Origin of the sequence: uncultured Porticoccus sp. (assembly GCF_963975625.1) — a bacterium.
Taxonomy (GTDB): Bacteria; Pseudomonadota; Gammaproteobacteria; order Pseudomonadales; family Porticoccaceae; genus Porticoccus.
Genome location: NZ_CAXBHS010000003.1, coordinates 28,375 through 46,497, shown reverse-complemented (window position 1 = coordinate 46,497; position 18,123 = coordinate 28,375). Strand labels below are relative to the sequence as shown.

At 54.9% G+C, this 18,123-nt stretch carries 13 protein-coding genes; 6 read left to right on the top strand and 7 right to left on the bottom strand.

All coding sequences use genetic code 11. The features are described from left to right. Window positions 1–8 precede the first annotated feature (8 nt). The 5 genes from urtC to AACZ64_RS04060 all read right to left on the bottom strand — a co-directional run bounded on the left by urtC (window position 9) and on the right by AACZ64_RS04060 (window position 6,519). On the bottom strand, window positions 9–1,157 hold the full coding sequence (gene urtC / locus AACZ64_RS04080) for an urea ABC transporter permease subunit UrtC (RefSeq protein ID WP_293614617.1): 1,149 nt from the start codon (window positions 1,155–1,157) through the stop codon (window positions 9–11). Beyond that, window positions 1,154–2,821, bottom strand: coding sequence for an urea ABC transporter permease subunit UrtB (gene urtB / locus AACZ64_RS04075; protein WP_293614616.1), 1,668 nt, complete (start codon window positions 2,819–2,821; stop codon window positions 1,154–1,156). The genes urtC and urtB overlap by 4 nt, the downstream gene beginning before the upstream one ends. 104 nt (window positions 2,822–2,925) lie before the next feature. Then, a complete protein-coding gene (urtA, locus tag AACZ64_RS04070; protein ID WP_293614737.1) occupies window positions 2,926–4,209 on the bottom strand; it encodes an urea ABC transporter substrate-binding protein in 1,284 nt (427 codons plus the stop codon). 32 nt (window positions 4,210–4,241) lie between these two features. Beyond that, on the bottom strand, window positions 4,242–5,417 hold the full coding sequence (locus AACZ64_RS04065; RefSeq protein WP_293614615.1) for a hypothetical protein: 1,176 nt from the start codon (window positions 5,415–5,417) through the stop codon (window positions 4,242–4,244). A 454-nt stretch (window positions 5,418–5,871) separates the two neighbouring features. Further along, window positions 5,872–6,519 carry a glutathione S-transferase family protein gene (locus tag AACZ64_RS04060; RefSeq protein WP_293614614.1) on the bottom strand — a complete coding sequence of 216 codons (648 nt, stop codon included), beginning with the start codon at window positions 6,517–6,519 and terminating at the stop codon, window positions 5,872–5,874. A 253-nt stretch (window positions 6,520–6,772) separates the two neighbouring features. Between AACZ64_RS04060 and acnB the strand changes: the two genes are divergently transcribed. From acnB to AACZ64_RS04040, 4 genes are all read left to right on the top strand, one after another. Further along, a complete protein-coding gene (gene acnB / locus AACZ64_RS04055) occupies window positions 6,773–9,382 on the top strand; it encodes a bifunctional aconitate hydratase 2/2-methylisocitrate dehydratase (RefSeq protein ID WP_339639718.1) in 2,610 nt (869 codons plus the stop codon). Window positions 9,383–9,524: 142 nt separating this feature from the next. After that, window positions 9,525–10,748, top strand: a complete 1,224-nt coding sequence (gene phaZ, locus AACZ64_RS04050; protein ID WP_293614794.1) for a polyhydroxyalkanoate depolymerase — start codon at window positions 9,525–9,527, stop codon at window positions 10,746–10,748. Between the two features lie 154 nt (window positions 10,749–10,902). After that, the gene (yegQ, locus tag AACZ64_RS04045) at window positions 10,903–12,234 is read left to right on the top strand and encodes a tRNA 5-hydroxyuridine modification protein YegQ (RefSeq protein ID WP_293614796.1); all 1,332 of its coding nucleotides are present in this window, start codon (window positions 10,903–10,905) and stop codon (window positions 12,232–12,234) included. Between the two features lie 97 nt (window positions 12,235–12,331). Beyond that, window positions 12,332–12,820 (top strand): molecular chaperone DnaJ, encoded by a 489-nt coding sequence (locus tag AACZ64_RS04040; RefSeq protein WP_339639717.1) that lies wholly within the window; start codon window positions 12,332–12,334, stop codon window positions 12,818–12,820. 1 nt (window position 12,821) lies between these two features. Here AACZ64_RS04040 and AACZ64_RS04035 read toward each other — a convergent pair whose 3' ends face one another. Beyond that, window positions 12,822–13,601: a methyltransferase domain-containing protein gene (locus AACZ64_RS04035; protein ID WP_293614792.1), complete on the bottom strand. Its 780-nt coding sequence runs from the start codon at window positions 13,599–13,601 to the stop codon at window positions 12,822–12,824. 170 nt (window positions 13,602–13,771) lie between these two features. Further along, complete coding sequence (gene ilvD, locus AACZ64_RS04030) at window positions 13,772–15,445, bottom strand: dihydroxy-acid dehydratase (protein WP_293614791.1); 1,674 nt, start codon at window positions 15,443–15,445, stop codon at window positions 13,772–13,774. Between the two features lie 277 nt (window positions 15,446–15,722). Here ilvD and AACZ64_RS04025 point away from each other — a divergent pair, with 277 nt between their 5' ends. Both AACZ64_RS04025 and AACZ64_RS04020 read left to right on the top strand, forming a co-directional pair. Beyond that, window positions 15,723–16,199, top strand: a complete 477-nt coding sequence (locus tag AACZ64_RS04025; protein ID WP_293614790.1) for a DUF3015 domain-containing protein — start codon at window positions 15,723–15,725, stop codon at window positions 16,197–16,199. A 97-nt stretch (window positions 16,200–16,296) separates the two neighbouring features. After that, window positions 16,297–18,045, top strand: a complete 1,749-nt coding sequence (locus AACZ64_RS04020) for a DUF4105 domain-containing protein (RefSeq protein ID WP_339639716.1) — start codon at window positions 16,297–16,299, stop codon at window positions 18,043–18,045. The last annotated feature ends 78 nt before the right edge of the window (window positions 18,046–18,123 follow it).

Here is an 18,123-nt window from a genome sequence, read left to right as displayed (position 1 = left end):
GAGCAGGCTCATGTTCTCACCTCGACTTTGTCGCCATCATCGGTATCCGTTGCCATTTTTTTCTGTTGCCAGCGATCCAGAAGCCCGGCCAGGCCTTTCGGCAGGAACAATGTTACCCACACGAACAACGCACCGAGTCCGAACAACCAGCCCTCTGGAATGATGGCGGTGAAGCGCGTCTTGGTGTAATTCACCAACAGCGCGCCCACCACGGCACCGTAGAGTGTGCCGCGCCCCCCTACCGCCACCCAAACCACCACCTCAATGGAGTTGAGTGGTGAGAACTCGCCGGGATTGATAATGCCCACCTGGGGCACATAGAGCGCGCCCGCCACTGCTGCCAGCACTGCGGAGTAGACAAATAGCCAGACTTTGTACATTTCCGTGCGATAGCCGAGGAACCGCGCCCTCGATTCTGCATCGCGAATCGCCACCACCACTCGTCCCATTCGAGAATCCATAATGAAACGACTCAACAGATAGGCGATGGCCAGCAAAATGGCCGTGATGACAAACAGTGCCACCCGGGTGCTGTCCGCCTGCAAATCAAAACCTAGAAGATCCTTAAAATCCGTTAGGCCGTTATTGCCCCCAAAGCCCATCTCGTTGCGGAAGAAGGCCAGCATCAGTGCATAGGTCAGTGCCTGGGTCATAATCGACAGGTACACCCCGGTGACCCGCGAACGAAACGCCAGCCAGCCGAACAGAAATGCCAGCAGGCCGGGCACCAGCAATGCCATCAACATGGCGAACCAGAAATGATCTATGCCGAGCCAGTACCAGGGCAATTCCTGCCAGTTGAGGAACACCATGAAATCCGGCAGTTCGGGGTTGCCGTAGACACCCCGGTCGCCAATCTGACGCATCAGGTACATGCCCATGCCGTAACCACCCAAGGCAAAAAAGGCGCCGTGGCCCAGGCTGAGGATGCCGCAGTAGCCCCAGACCACGTCCACCGCCAGCGCCAACATGGCGTAGCAGAGGTATTTACCCAACAGGGTGATGGTATAGGTACTCACATGGAATACAGACTCCGGGGAAAATATCTGGTTTGCGAATGCTGCCAATAGCGTCACTGTGAACAGCACCACCACAAACACCATCGTGGTATTGGCAGGCAGACGCCATTTGCCAAGGGCTTCGCTCAATGAATTCATTCTGCAGCCCTCCCCTTTTGCGGAAACAACCCTTTAGGTCGCTTCTGGATAAACAGGATAATAAATACCAACACCACCACATTGGCCAACACGGCGCCAGTGACGGGTTCCAGAAACTTGTTGGCAATACCCAGGGTGAAGCCGCCCACCAGAGTGCCGAGCAAATTGCCTACCCCGCCAAACACCACCACCATGAAAGAGTCGATGATGTAGGACTGACCCAGATTCGGTCCCACATTGGTGAGCTGGCTGAGGGCCACTCCGGCTACACCGGCGATACCGGAACCAAGCCCAAAGGTCATGGCATCCACCCACTCGGTGCGGATACCCATGCACTTGGCCATATCGCGATTTTGCGATACCGCTCGAACATTCAGACCCAGGGAGGTTTTTTTAAGAATCAACTGGAGAACAAAAAATACCAGCAGCGCAAACAGCAAAATGTACAAACGGTTGTAGGTAATCGAAAACACGGGATTGATCTCCAGAGAACCGCTCATCCATTCTGGTGTCGACACCTGCCGGTTTAGCGGAGAAAAAATAGTCCGTACCGCCTGTTGCAGAATCAGGCTGATCCCGAAAGTGGCCAATAGGCTTTCCAGCGGACGGCCGTGCAAATGACGAATCACGGTTCGCTCGATCAGCACCCCCACCGCACCGGATACCAGAAAGGCAGCGGGAATCGCCACCCACAGTGAATAGTCAATCAAGTTGGGCATCAGCAATTGCACCACGTAGGTGGTGTAGGCACCGAGCATGATCATCTCGCCGTGGGCCATATTGATCACCCCCATCACCCCGAAAGTAATGGCCAGCCCAATAGCCGCCAACAACAGTACCGAGCCGAGACTGAGACCGAAAAACAATTGCTCCACAAAGCCGTAAAATTCGCGCTTCTCATTGATGGTGCCCAATGCCTTTGCAGCTGTGGCACGCACCTTGCGGTCACCTTCAGCATCGTTATCCACCACGCCCTTGAGGAGGTTGCGAACAGGCGGCTCCAACCGACCGGAGAGGGTTTCCATGGCCAGCAATCGCTCGGCGCTATTGGCGGAGTGCCCCACCACATCCATGGCCAGAGCCAGCTCAATCATCTTCAGCACGTCTGCATTTTTCTCACTCTGCCGGGCGTCCTTTAACAGCACTATATTGTGCGGACTGAGGTCATCCAGCATGCTCAGCACAGCAGTCCGACGCTCCTCCACCGTACCGGTTTTCAGATTAATACGGGCCATGGCTTCCCGCAGGTGGCTACGCAAGCTGTTATTAACACGTATTTTCTTAATAGTTTTCTTATCGAGGCTATCCAACCATTCGCCGCTCAGAGGGTCGCTACCCCGTAGACTGCCCTTGGCCATTTTCGTGACGATCAGCACACGCTGGGAATCCAGTTGGTAATAGAGGTCACCCCCCAACATCGCGTCGAACAGAGGGAGGATTTCCTTGCCGGAAATGTCTTCTATTTTATCCAACACTTCTGGCGCCTTACTCAAACTCACCTTTGTCAACTCAGTCAGCAGTGCTTCCAAAGAGGTTTTCTGAACCGCAGATGGTGCAGATGGTGTTTCGGCGACTTCATCGGCGTAGACGTTGATAGACACAAGGAAAGCCAACAAGCTTAAAATCACTGCCAGCAACCATTGCAGAATCTGTTCTTGCCTCACGAGCGCTTTCCCCTTTGAGAGTTGATTTCATGTCGAACGTTGTATGCCAGTTGAGCGGGGGTTCCCCCGGCTGTCTGTCGGGTGACAACCGGGAGCCCTCGAAGTTACTCGTAGTTTTGACCAGAACAGCTCTTGGTCAACGTGTTGTAGTTGCCGCATTTAATCGGCGCCGTCCAGTCGGAAATGATGTCTTTGGAGCCGGGCAGGAAGTCGGACCAGGCATCGCCGGGTACCAGACCGTCCGTTTCCCAGACCACCTCAAACTGGCCGTCATCCTGGATTTCGCCAATCAACACCGGCTTGGAGAGGTGGTGATTCTTGTTCATCACCGCCATGCCGCCGGTCAGGTTGGGAGCCGTGATACCGATCATCGCCTGCTCAACGGCATCGACATCGGTGGTACCGGCCTTTTCAACCGCTTTGCTCCACATGTTGAAGCCGATGTAGGTCGCCTCCATCGGATCATTGGTGACGCGCTTGGGGTTTTTGGTGAAGGCTTTCCACTGGGCAATAAAGGCTTCGTTGGCATCGCTTTCCACACTCTGGAAGTAGTTCCAGGCAGCCAGGTGCCCCACCAGCGGCGCAGTGTCGATACCTGACAGTTCTTCTTCACCCACAGAGAATGCGACAACTGGGGTGTCCTCGGCGGAAATACCCTGGTTAGCCAGCTCCTTGTAGAACGGGACGTTGGCATCACCGTTGATGGTGGAAACAACCGCGGCTTTCTTGCCAGTACTGCCAAATTTCTTCACCTCGGAGACAATGCTCTGCCAGTCAGAATGGCCGAACGGCGTGTAGTTGATCATGATGTCTTCCGCTGCCACGCCCTTGGCTTTCAGGTACGCTTCGAGGATCTTGTTGGTGGTGCGGGGGTAGACATAATCGGTACCGGCCAGTACCCAGCGCTTCACGCCCAGATCATTCATCAGGTAATCCACTGCTGGAATCGCCTGTTGATTGGGAGCAGCTCCGGTGTAGAACACATTTTTGGATGACTCTTCACCCTCATACTGTACCGGGTAGAACAGCAGACCATTTTCCTTCTCGATGACCGGCAGTACCGACTTTCGCGATACCGAGGTCCAGCAACCGAAAATGACGTCCACTTTATCTTGGGTCAACAGTTCGCTGGTTTTTTCTGCGAACAGTGGCCAGTTAGAGGCAGGGTCAACCACCACAGCTTCCAGTTGCTTGCCGAGCAGGCCGCCTTTTTTGTTCTGCTCTTCAATCATCATCAGTACGGTGTCTTTCAGGGTGGTTTCACTAATGGCCATAGTGCCGGACAGGGAGTGCAGTACACCCACCTTGATGGTATCCGCCGCCAGGGCCGTGGCAGTCAGGGTCGAAACCCCAACACTCAGGGCAATGCCCACAATCAGTTTTTTCATGTTCATCATTACGTTGTCCTCAGGTGGCCGAATCAGATCTGCAGCTGTACGCCGAAGGTGAAGGTATCGATATTCTCGTCGCTGGCGTAACCGCTGATATTCGCGTCACCGGTAACGAAATTGGCATTGAATCGAATGTTGTGGCCGGAGATGACGTAGTTCAGGCCGACTTCAGTTGAATCACTCTTGTCACCATCATCCGGGTTGTTTTCCACGTAGCGCACGTAGGGCTGGAATTTGCCCGGACCAACCATCTTCGGGAACAGAAAAGCCAGGGTGCCGAACGAAGAATCGCCTTCAAACAGGCAGAAACAGTCGCCTACCGCCGGGGGGCTAGCCAGGGTGTAATCGGCATCAAATTTTTTGTACTCACCTTCAAAAGTCAGCACACCGCCGCCATCAAGCACGGTTTCCGAGAGCAGGTCGAAGGTATAACCCCTAAAGTCGCCCGACTCTTCGGCACTGCCAGTGCCATCGGACTGGGTCTGGAAAGATATGGCGGCGGTAAGGATGTTGCCCAGTGCACCATAGTAGGTGGAACTGGTGTAATAACCGGGGTTGGATTCCATGTTCAGGAAGTTGTAGGCAAAACGGCCGGCAAACAGCAGATTGTCAGACTGGTTGCCATAGCCTTCCAGCCCGTCGAATGCACCCACCGCATACTGGAACTTGCCGAGGGTACCCCACACGGTGATACCTTCATCGCGGCCCAGACGACCCGCTTCGCCACCTTGATCCGAGGGATACAATGGCTGTGTATACTGGTTCCAGCTCAGGGCGTAGTAAGGACCATTCATCTCGATCCGGTCCGCCGGCGTCAGCATCTTACCCATCCAGACATTGAAGCCGGGGGAGAACTCGAACTGGGCAATAGCGTCCAGCACTTTCACTGATTCGTCATCGAGTTTTTCGGTATTGAAAGTGAACTTGATGTACTCATGGAGCTGACCGCTCACGTAAATACGGGTGCTCGCCACGCTAAAGTCGTTGCTGTTGTCCTTACCATTTTCAGCGCCATCTTCAACGGATTTGAACTCGGTGCGCATACCGGCGCCGATACTGATCCAGCGTGTATCGTCCAACTCCATTTTAGCCCCGGCAAATGCTGGTGCAGCGGCGCAGGCAAGGCCCAGAATCGCCATACCGGCAGCGCCTTTCATCAGCCCCTGTCGCGGCCTTTTAAGTGACCACAGATGAGAAGTATTCATGGTTAATCCCCTAAGCAATGAGTGATATGGATTGCGATACCCATTATTCGAGAGGGATCGAGGCGCCACCATGCGCACAATGCCCCATGCAAGTAAGTTATTTGACGTAACTGCACAATTGGCTGGCGGCCAGAATCTGGTAGAGAACAGAGGAACAGTAGAAATGGGAGGCTACGCTGTGCCCAAAGCATTTTATTATCTGGAAAGGTAATATCACGAATGCCCAGCCTGACGTCAGGATCAGGTCACGGCGTAACGGTCAGGCATCACCTGGCAATCGTGTCACAAAGAAGGTGTTATGAGGACTCAGAAAGACATCGAACACAGCGTACCGGCTGGTCGCAGAGATTATCGGCCTGGCCGCCTGAGAATAGGTATCCGTCAGTTCCGGGCGATACAGCGCTGACGAAGCACATGAATGACGAGTTTTTCTGGTTGGTTAAAAATCTGTCGATCAGGAATCAGCTGAAAAAGTGTCCTGTTCGCTGATCAGTGTATTGTCCATCTGGTGAACGATCGGTCGAGTGGCGACGGTGTTGCGCCAGTCTGCCAGACCGGCCATATCGTCGATCACTGTCCAGGGGCCAAACTTTTTCATGGTGCTGTTGACCAGATCCAGAGAGTGGTAAGCAATGACGTCCGCATAACTGAAGTCTTCGCCACACAGGTAAGGGTCAAACCTGGCCAGTCGGGACAATGCGTCCAGGCCCTGCTCCACCTCAACCGCCACCTGATCCACCTGTGCCTGATCCGGCGTCCCTCCGCTGTCGGCATGATCAAGCAGACGGCTGACCGGCTGTTCAATATGCTGCAGCAGGATACTCATTAACTCCCTGACCTTGGCCCGATCGAAAACATCCTCCGGCAACAGTGGCACCTCCGGAATAATTTCCTCGAGAAATTCCATAATCACCGGGACATTACTGATGTAGCCCTCCCGGGCTTCCAGAAAAGGCACTTCGCCCATGGGACTCATGGTCAGGAACAGGGGCTCCCGGCTGGGATAACTGTGGACTTCCTCAAATTCGAAGCCTTTTTCCAACAGTGCCAGTTTCACCATATTGAAATAGTGGCTGGTATGAAATCCGTATAATTTGAGCATGGCGGTTACCCGTTCTGAAACCCTCATCGGGCCTAATGGTGATGCTGGAAATTGTAACAGAGAATTTACTGGGTGAATGACCGTTATCAACTGGAGCCAAGTTACCCTGAATTTTGATCTGTAGTAAGATAGCGACCCCTATGGGCACGCCAGTACGCCCAGCCAGAATACCCACATCGGTGACCCGTCACCGATAGCCCAACCGGTGTTGATCCCGGATTGGGTACACTCACACAAAAAGAGGACACAAACCGTGCTTGAAGCTTATCGCCAACATGTGGCAGAACGTGCCGCCGAGGGAATCCCACCCAAACCCCTGACACCCGAGTGGACCGCCGATCTGGTGGAACTGCTGAAAAACCCGCCCGCCGGGGAAGAAGAATTTCTGCTCGACCTGATCGCCAACCGCGTTCCACCCGGTGTGGATGAAGCGGCTTACGTCAAAGCCGGCTTCCTCAGTGCAGTAGCCAAAGGCGAGATCACCTGCCCACTGATTGACCGCCCCGCTGCGGTAACATTACTCGGCAATATGCACGGCGGCTATAACGTCGAAACGCTGGTTGAATTGCTGGATGATGCCGACCTCGCCAACGATGCGGCGGAACAGCTGAAAAGTACCATTCTGGTTTTTGACGCATTCCATGATGTCGCCGAGAAAGCCGATGCCGGCAATGCCCAAGCCAAAGCCGTGCTTCAGTCCTGGGCCGATGCCGAGTGGTTTACCCGACAGGATGCTGTCCCCGAAAGTATCAAGGCCATTGTTTTCAAGGTGACCGGCGAAACCAATACCGATGACCTGTCACCTGCACCCGATGCCTGGTCTCGTCCGGACATTCCCCTGCATTCCCTGGCGGCCTATAAAATGACCCGCGACGGTCTGACGCCCGATGAGCCGGGCAAAATCGGCCCGATAAAACAGATCGAGGAGATTAAATCCAAAGGTCTGCCGGTCGCCTTCGTCGGCGACGTGGTGGGTACCGGCTCCTCGCGCAAGTCTGCAACCAACTCGGTGTTGTGGTTCTTCGGCGACGATATCCCCGGTGTGCCAAACAAACGTTCCGGTGGCATCTGTATCGGCAACAAAGTCGCCCCGATTTTCTTTAATACCATGGAAGATGCCGGCGCCCTGGTCTTTGAAGCACCAGTCGACGATATCAACATGGGCGACGTGATTGAAATCCGTCCCTATGACGGCAAGATTCTCAGCGAGTCCGGTGACGTATTGTCCGAATTTCACTTCAAATCCGGTGTGATTCTGGATGAAGTACAGGCCGAGGGCCGCATCAACCTGATTGTGGGCCGCGGCCTGACCCAGCGTGCCCGCGAACATCTGGGGCTGCCCGCTTCCGACCTGTTCCGCCTGCCGGCGCAACCGGCCGACACAGGCAAGGGCTACACCCTGGCGCAAAAAATGGTCGGCAAGGCCTGTGGTCTCGAGGGCGTCCGCCCCGGCACCTATTGCGAACCGAAAATGACGACCGTGGGCTCACAGGACACCACTGGCCCGATGACCCGGGACGAGCTCAAGGATCTGGCCTGCCTCGGCTTCTCCGCCGACCTGGTGATGCAGTCTTTCTGCCACACGGCCGCCTACCCGAAACCCATTGATGTCGAGACACAACACACCCTGCCCGATTTCATCATGAACCGCGGCGGTGTTTCCCTGCGGCCGGGCGACGGTATTATCCACAGCTGGCTGAACCGCATGCTGCTGCCCGACACAGTCGGCACCGGCGGCGATTCCCACACCCGCTTCCCCATGGGTATTTCTTTCCCCGGCGGTTCCGGTCTGGTGGCGTTTGCCGCCGCCACTGGTGTGATGCCACTGGATATGCCTGAATCGGTACTGGTTCGCTTCAAGGGTGACCTGCAACCGGGTATCACCCTGCGCGATCTGGTACATGCCATCCCCTACTACGGCATCAAGGAAGGCCTGCTAACCGTTGAGAAAAAAGGTAAGAAGAACTTCTTCTCCGGCCGTATTCTGGAAATCGAGGGTCTCGATAAACTGACCGTGGAACAGGCGTTTGAATTGTCGGATGCATCGGCCGAGCGCTCTGCAGCCGGTTGTACCATCAAGCTCAGCGAAGCCTCTGTGACGGAATATCTGAAGTCTAACATCACCCTGTTGCGCTGGATGATCGCCGAAGGCTATGGCGATGTGCGTACCCTGGAACGCCGGGTGGGCAAAATGGAAGACTGGCTCGCCAACCCCTCACTGATGAAAGCCGACGCCGATGCCGAGTACGCTGCCGTACTGGAAATCGATCTGGCCGACATCAAGGAACCCATTGTCTGCTGCCCCAACGATCCGGACGACGCGCGGCTGTTGTCTGACGTCGCGGGCGACAAAGTGGACGAAATCTTTATCGGCTCCTGTATGACCAATATCGGTCACTTCAGGGCAGCGGGCAAGTTGCTCAATGAAGCCCCCAGCATCAACACAACCTTCTGGATCTGCCCGCCAACCCGGATGGACGCCCATACCCTCAAGGAAGAAGGCTACTACGAGATCTATGAAAAGGTCGGCGCACGGACAGAAATGCCCGGTTGTTCGCTTTGCATGGGCAACCAGGCACGGGTCAACGCAGGGGTCACCGTACTGTCCACTTCCACTCGCAACTTCCCCAATCGCCTGGGTGACGGGGCCAATGTCTACCTCACTTCTGCCGAACTGGCTTCTGTGGGTGGTATTCTGGGTCGCCTGCCCACCACGGCTGAATACATGGAATACGCGAACAAGATCAACTCCATGTCCAGCGATATCTACCGCTACATGAACTTTGACCAGATCGCCTCCTTCCAGAAAGGGGCAGACGAGGGCAAACGGATTGCGGCAGAACAAATCGTCAATGTAGCCTGATCATATAAGCTATTGAAAAACCCCGCTTTTGCGGGGTTTTTTTTGCTCGACACAGAAAATTTTGCGAGCTCTGGCGATTAGGTTGCCTATTCTAATCTGCTGTGACTAAATGATTTCACACTGTTTTTGGCAGGTGCTGTATATGCATTATCACTTTTACGACCTATACCGTCAGTCCCTGATGCCGGTCAACACCGCACTGGATCTGGCACACGATATCGTCACGCACGAAAAGAACCCCCTCTCCAAAACGCGTCTTGGCCGACTGCGCAAAGCCTTTCTGGAATCCACGATTCGCCTCCTGAAACACTACCCGAAACAAGGGTTTGAGTACGAACCGGTGGTGATTGAGGAGGTGGAATATCCGGTTCATGAAGAGGTGGTGGTGGAGAAACCCTTCTGTAATCTGCTGCGCTTTCGCCGCGAAGGTTTACCCGCCAATGCACCGAAACTGCTCTGTGTGGCGGCACTTTCCGGCCACCATGCCACGCTGTCCCGGGAAACCTTCGGTCAGTTTCTCGATACCTATGAGGTGTACGTCACCGACTGGCTCGACGCCCGTGACGTCCCCCTATCCGAGGGCAAGTTCGGCTTTGAGGAATACGTGCAGTACGTCATTGAATTCATGGAGCATGTCGGGCCCGGCAATCACATGTTTGCCATCTGTCAGGCAGCGGTGCCGGGATTGGTGGCCGTAGCGCACATGAGCAAGCACAACCATCCCGCTCGACCAAAATCCCTGATCATGATGGCTGGCCCCATCGATATCCGGATCAACCCGAACAAGTTCGGCAGAAAGGTCGAGAAAATCTCCGCGCCTCTGCTGCGCCGGGTGGCCATTCACAGGGTCCCCTCGCGCTACGATGGCGCCGGACGCAAGGTCTATCCGGGGATGCTGCAACTGGGTGGTTTCATGTCGATGAACATGCGGTCCCACGCACAAAAACATATCCAGTTCTTCAAGGACATCGCCGAAGGCAAAATCGCCGAAGCGGATCGCCATCGCGATTTCTATGATGAATACATGGCAGTACTGGACATGGATGCCGATTACTATATGGAAACCATGGAGCGCGTGTTTCTCGACCAGCACCTGCCCAAAGGCATCATGCAGTATCAGGGTGAAACCATTGACTGCGGAGATATCAAGGATGTCGCCATTCTCACTCTGGAAGGGGAAAAGGACGACATGATCAGCCTCGGCCAGACCGAAGCCGCTCTCCATCTCTGTACCAACCTACCCAAGAAACTGAAAAAGCACTACGTCCAGATGGGTGTCGGCCATTACGGCATTTTCAACGGCAGCAAGTACCGTGAATTTGTGGCTCCGCTGATGAAAGACTGGATCAACCGCCACAACAAGTAATGTTGTTCAGGCACGGACAAAGGCCGGTCATCCACCGGCCTTTTTTCATTGCTTTTTTCGGGATTTATTTGCCGATCTGATCAATGAGCCCAACGATGCCGTCTGTATAAATCCTGTACAACCCTGTAGAATCCGCCCTCCTTTACTCCAGGTGATTGACATGACAGAACTCCTCTCCCCCGCAGGTTCTCTCAAAAATATGCGCTACGCACTGGCCTACGGTGCCGATGCCGTCTATGCGGGCCAGCCCCGCTACAGCCTGCGGGTGCGCAACAATGAATTCAATCACCTGGACGTAATGGCGGATGCCATCGCCGAAACCCATCGGCAGGGCAAACAGTTTTATATTGCCAGCAACATCTCACCCCACAATGACAAGATTCGCAGCTATCTGAAAGATATGGCGCCGGTGATCGAGATGAAGCCGGATGCCCTGATCATGTCCGATCCGGGTCTGATCATGATGGTCCGGGAAAAGTGGCCAGAGATGCCCATTCACCTCTCGGTGCAGGCCAATGCGGTCAATTACGCCACCGTCAGATTCTGGCACCAACAGGGAATTGTCCGCACTATCCTGTCGCGGGAGCTGGGTCTTGAGGAGGTAGAGGAAATTCGCCAGCGCGTGCCTGAAATGGAACTGGAAGTATTCGTGCACGGCGCCCTCTGTATTGCCTACTCGGGCCGCTGCCTGTTGTCCGGCTACATGAATCACCGGGATTCCAACCAGGGCGCCTGCACCAACGCCTGCCGCTGGAAATACGATGCCCATGAGGCCACCCAGACTGAAACCGGCGACATTATCCCTACCAAAACCTGGGAACCGGAAAAACCGGACAGTCACGACGAGGTTGAACCGATGATGCTGCTCGAGGAACAGGGGCGCCCCGGAGAAATGATGCCGGCCTTTGAAGACGAGCACGGCACCTACATCATGAATTCGAAGGATTTGCGCGCCGTCCAGCATGTGGAAAAACTGATCGCCATGGGCGTCCACTCCCTGAAAATCGAGGGTCGCACCAAGTCCCATTATTATGTGGCCCGCACGGCCCAGGTCTATCGTCGCGCCATCGACCACGCCCTGGCCGGTAAACCCTTCGATATGAGCCTGATGGCTGAACTGGATCATCTGGCCAACCGCGGTTATACCGAAGGCTTCTACCGCCGCCATGTGCCCCAGGAATATCAGAATTATGAACAGGGCGTTTCCGGTAACCCGAATCAGCAGTTTGTCGGCGAAATCTGTGGTGTCGAACGCGACAAGGGCTGGTTTACCGTGGATGTCAAAAACCGGTTTGAAGCTGGTGATACGCTGGAACTGATCACCCCGCAAGGCAACATGACCTTCAGTCTGGACGCACTGGAAAATCGCGATGGCGTGAAAATCAATGCGGCACCCGGCTCCGGGCATGTGGTCCGGATTCCCATGCCGGCGGATCTTCCCCTGCCGGAAGACGGCGGTTACGCCATGCTGATGCGCTATATGTAGAGCCAGTGCTGATGGACATTGGCGCGGCACCACAGCGCCAAAACCAACGGCTTCCTGCTAGACTGTAGCCCGGCGAATACGAAAAATCCGAGGTAATGTGGCAAGGATCATTCTGTTGCTGGCTGTGGGCCTGGTGGGCTACCTGCTCTGGCAGCAATATCAACGACAACCCCCGGAACTGCGCCGCAAGGCGCTAATCCGCGGCGGTTTTTATGCCCTGTTGGGAATCATTCTGCTGCTGGTCGTCACCGGCCGGGTGCACTGGCTGTTGGCAGCGGCCACCGCCGCCCTGCCGCTGCTCAAATTGTTGTTCGGATTAGCCCTGAGGGCATGGCCCTTTCTGCAGGCTCTGCGCAGAAAAAACCAGCCGCCGCCTGAGCGGCAGGCAAGTGCTGGCAGCAGCGGTGAACTCAGTCAACAGGAAGCTTTCCAGTTACTCGGCCTGCAACCGGGGGCCAGCCGCCAGGCCATTATCGATGCCCACAAACGACTTATCCAGAAACTGCATCCGGACCGCGGAGGCAATGATTATCTGGCCTCGAAACTGAATGCCGCCCGGGATCTGCTACTGAAGTCGCACGGCTAGCCTACCGGTCTCCATGGGCCAACAATAAATGAATATAGCGCCCCAACCACCGGTAGGGATCCCGTCGCGAGTAGGCCAGCTCCATCTCTATCACCGCTTCAGCAACGGCGTTACCACCCCGGGGGTTCGTCACATAATCGTGAAATACCCGCACACCGGTAGCCGCCACCTCCACCAGATCGGCATCAGCTACCCACTGTTTGACCTGTTCGGGATAAAGTGAATTCACCGGTGTGAGACTGCCTGAATCCGGGACAAACCTGTCCCTTTTCAGCAGGTTGAAATTGCCTCGCAGCAAATTGCGGTACTCAAAGGAATGCCGGTTGTAGTAGGTAAAGGACAGGCGACCCTCCGCGGCCAGGAAGCGTTGCAACTGCGGCAACAATAATTCTGGCCTGGCCAGCCACTCCACTACCGCGTGACACAACACCAGATCAAATCGGCCCGGCTGCTGTTCCACCAGTTCCTGAAACGGGCAGTGGTGCCAGGTGATCTGTTCGTAGACTCCGGCCTGCCGGGCAGTCGTCTGTGCCACTGCCAGCATCTCAGCGGACACATCATTGACCACCACCTTGTGGCCCAGGCCGGCCAGGCGAATCGCCAACTGGCCGAGACCGGCACCGACATCCAGCACGGTAAGTGGTTCGCCGCCATGAATCTGCGGCAGATACTGTTCCAAGTCCCGCCACAGCACCGCCAGACGGATATCGCCCTTCAAGCCCCCGTAGACCTTGCGTTGAAAGCGCTCGGCCAGATCGTCAAAATTTCTATCCTGAGTCATAGCCGCTATTATCCGGCAAAAGCCGTCCACTTTACCGCTGCAATCTAAAATATTCAGGGATTGATGATTGCTGCCGGAGCATAACGCAGCCAAAACCCGCACGCCGCCCACCGAGACATCTGCCACGGAAGCGAAGCCGCATCTCGAAAACTAACGGGGGATACTCCAGCTCAAAGATCTTTATCGGTGACTGCACCCTCAGAAGCCGAGGAGACGGTTTTGGCATATTTCGCTAAAAGTCCACGGGTATAGCGGGGCGGGACAGGTTGCCATGCCATGCGCCTTTGTTGAATTTCCGTATCGCTCAAGTGAAGGCGTATTTCAGCAGTTTCCGCGTCAATCGTTATTTCATCACCATTTTCAACCAGTGCAATAGGACCGCCATCAAAGGCTTCAGGGGTAATGTGCCCCACCACAAAACCGTGGCTCCCACCTGAAAAACGACCATCGGTTATCAGGGCTACGTCATTACCTAGGCCCTTGCCGATAACGGCTGAAGTCGGACTGAGCATTTCCCGCATACCCGGCCCGCCTTTAGGACCTTCATAACGGATAACGATGACATCATCTTTCACCACGGTGCCATTCAAAATGTCCTGCTGGGCCTCTTCTTCAGAGTGGAATACCCGGGCTTTACCGGTAAACCGTAACCCCTCTTTACCAGTAATTTTAGCGACAGCGCCGTCAGGCGCTAAATTGCCTTTGAGAATCACCAAATGACTGTCTTTTTTGATGGGCTTCTCAAAGGAATGAATAATATTTTGATCGGCAGGATAGGGAGCGACATCGGCAAGATTTTCAGCCAGGGTTTTGCCGGTCACTGTCAGACAATCACCATGCAGCAGTCCCCGCTGCAACAGACTTTTCATCAGTGGTTGAATGCCGCCGATGGCAATCAGCTCCGACATCATATATTTGCCGCTGGGACGCAAGTCAGCCAATACCGGGACCTGGCGGCCGATGCGGGCAAAATCATCTAATGTGAGCTCAACATCCACCGCATGGGCCATCCCTAACAGATGCAAAACGGCATTGGTCGAGCCGCCCAGTGCGATTAATGTGGTAATGGCATTTTCAAAGGCCTGCCGGGTCATGATGTCGGTGGGCTTGATGTCTTTTTCCAGCAGAGATATCACGGCAGCGCCTGCCCGTCGGCAATCCTCTGCTTTTGAAGGAGAGACGGCTTCCTGTGCAGAACTGTTCGGCAGGCTCATGCCCAATGCTTCAATGGCTGAGGCCATGGTATTGGCTGTATACATGCCCCCGCAGGAACCAGCGCCGGGAATGGCCGTTTGTTCAATCTGTTTCAATTCCACAGACGTCATATCTCCCCGGGCGTGTTTTCCCACTGCCTCAAAGACAGAAACAATATCCGTATGATTCGCGCCGGGTTGAATCGTCCCACCATAGACAAATACGGCGGGACGGTTCAGGCGGGCCATGCCAATCAGACAGCCCGGCATGTTTTTATCGCAGCCGCCAATTGCCACCAATCCATCGAATCCCTGGCAGCCAACGACGGCCTCAATCGAGTCTGCAATCACTTCACGAGACACCAGTGAATATTTCATACCTATGGTGCCATTTGAAATACCATCAGAGATGGTGATGGTGTTGAAGATCACCCCTTTACCACCGGCTTCGTCGGCCCCCTCACAGGCAAACTCGGCGAGTTTATTAATATGCATATTGCAGGGGGTGACCATACTCCAGGTCGAGGCGATGCCGACTTGAGGTTTTTGAAAATCGGCATCATTGAAACCAACTGCGCGCAACATCGCTCTGGCTGGTGCCTTTGCGGTGCCATCGACCACACTGGATGAATTTTTTCGGGTATCACTCATCACTCAATCTTACCGAGTTGTTAACAGAAGGGAGTTAACGTCCAAATCAAACCTGAGCACACTTGCAATCAGGCACAATGACAGTATCAAGTCTAGGACCTTATCAGCTCCTGCTCTAAACAGACAATCTGTAACCATTGGGGCTAACACGGACAGGCAGGCAATCTTGCGAAGTGTTTAACAACTCCCGGCACGCTCACTGACAAAATCACCTTACTCCCTTATACTCCCAATGCCTGTAATGAAGCAGTTTCTAATCAATATAAGGAATTTATTTATGATGCGACCAATTCTGACCGGCTTAGTGATGTTGACCGCCAGTTCATTTGCCATGGCCAGTGACACCGGTCCCGGCTGCGGCTGGGGTTCCATGCTTTTCAAAGGCCAATCCGGTGTCGCCTCCCATGTTGTGGCTGCGACAACCAATGGCACTTCCGGCAACAATACTTTCGGGATGACATCCGGCACCAATGGCTGCGACACATCCAGAACCATCAACTACACAGGCAGCAATGCCGTGGTGTTCCACAACATGGATCGCCTCTCAAACGATATTGCCAAAGGTGACGGTGAAGTCCTCTCCACTGTCGCTTCAGTCATGGGAGTTGAGGCCCGGGACGTGCCCACTTTCAAGCGCGTCATGCACGACAACTTCAACACCCTTTACCCCAACAGCGACGTCACCAGCGAACAGATCGTCCAGACCATGGTCTCCCTCATGGCCAACGACGAGACTCTGGCCAAATACGTATAAACACCTGCCCCGGCGGTCATTGACTGCCGGGCACTCACCCCCTTCAGGACAGATCAACCTGTCCATGTTCATTCCCAGACATCCATAGGATTCATGGATGAATCACACACTGAAGACACTCCTCACCCTGCTCCTTTTTTTACACATGGCGCCAGCCTTTGGGGCCCCTGGCAATATCTCTGTCCTGTCCAGTGATCCACAATGGCTGGCCCTGCTGCAATACCAGCGCAGTGACTGGGACGGCGCCCTGCGATCCGAAGTGGACAGTGACAATTTTTTCCTCAGCGACCGCGGCAAAACTGACCCCGAACAGGAAATGTCGGTCAATATCCGGGTTCTCGAACAACGACCACAACTGCAGTGCCGTTTCCCCGCCCGGGCACAGTGGTTACACAGTCAGGGGTTGATCAAGACCCTGTCCATTGACGAGGGCCACTGCCCGGAACTGAATCAATGGCTGCAAAAATTTGAGCCCGAATATATCAGTCTGATCTTTCCTGCGGCTTACCTGAACAGCCCATCGTCCATGTTCGGCCACCTGTTTCTTCGGGTGGACCAGAAAAACCAGCGCGACGAAAACCGCCTGCTGGCACAGACCATCAACTTTGCTGCGAATGTGAATCACGATGATCCGGAACTGATTTACGCCTATCGCGGCCTGTTCGGCGGATACCCCGGCGTCATATCGGTGATGCCCTATTACCAGAAAGTGAAAGAGTACAGCGAGGTCGAAAACCGAGACATCTGGGAATACCGGCTCAACCTGAACGCTGAAGAAATTCACCGCCTGCTACTCCATACCTGGGAGCTGTTGCCGGCTCACTTCGACTATTTTTTCTTTGATGAGAACTGTGCCTATCGCATTCTCACACTGCTGGACGCAGCGCGCCCCAGTCTTCAATTGACACAACAGTTTTCGACCTACGCCATCCCCTCGGATACCCTGCGCAGCATTGTCGCCAGCGATCTGGTCAACGAGGTGCGCTACCGTCCATCGATGGCCACCGAGCTGAAATACAAAATCGAACAGCTGTCGGAGTCACTTCATCCCCTCACACTGGCTCTGGCTGACCCGGGTAACACACTCCCGGAACAACACCATGATGAGAACCATCCAGCGATCACTGCCGGTGCTCTGGAGGTAGCCTTCGACCTGCAGCGCTACCATGCGCAACAACAGCAACTTCCCCGATCCTCCGTGGCCGACGCCTCGCTGGCATTACTGAAAAAACGCAGTGAAATTAACGCGCCCTCGCCGTATCGGCCACCACCCGTGCCAGCTGTTCGCGACGATGAAGGTCATCGGACCTTTCAGGTCGCGCTCAGCCAGGGACAGAATGAGGACGTGGAATTTACCCTGTTACGCATCCGCCCGGCCTACCATGACCTGCTCGACCCTTCCGCCGGGTACCCGGAAGGCGCACAGATCAAATTTCTCGAAACCGACCTGGCCTTAAGGGAAACGGGCACCTTGCGGCTGGAGCGTTTTACCGGCCTCAATATCACCTCACTGACGCCCCGCGACGCTTTTTTCAAACCCCTCTCATGGCGGGTGGATGCCGGGCTTTACAGGAAATACCTGGCAGACGGCGACGACCCGCTGATTCCCACCCTGAATGTCGGCATAGGCCACAGCTATCGTCTCGCCGGGCAGCACCAGGTCTACCTGCTTGCCGAAAGCCAACTTCAGCACCAACATAGCTTGCCCTCCAACTACGCGGCAAGCCTTGGGTTACACGGTGGCTGGCTGTTTCGGGGAGAAAACTGGCAACAACATCTCTCCCTGCAGATGAACGAGGCGGTGGCGGGATATGATCATCACTACCATCAGCTGAACTGGGATTAAACCTGTCTCTAATTGGCCAACTGTCCGCCACCGCCACAGAGGGCAACTGGTTTCACCAACAGCGACTGGGACTGGAAT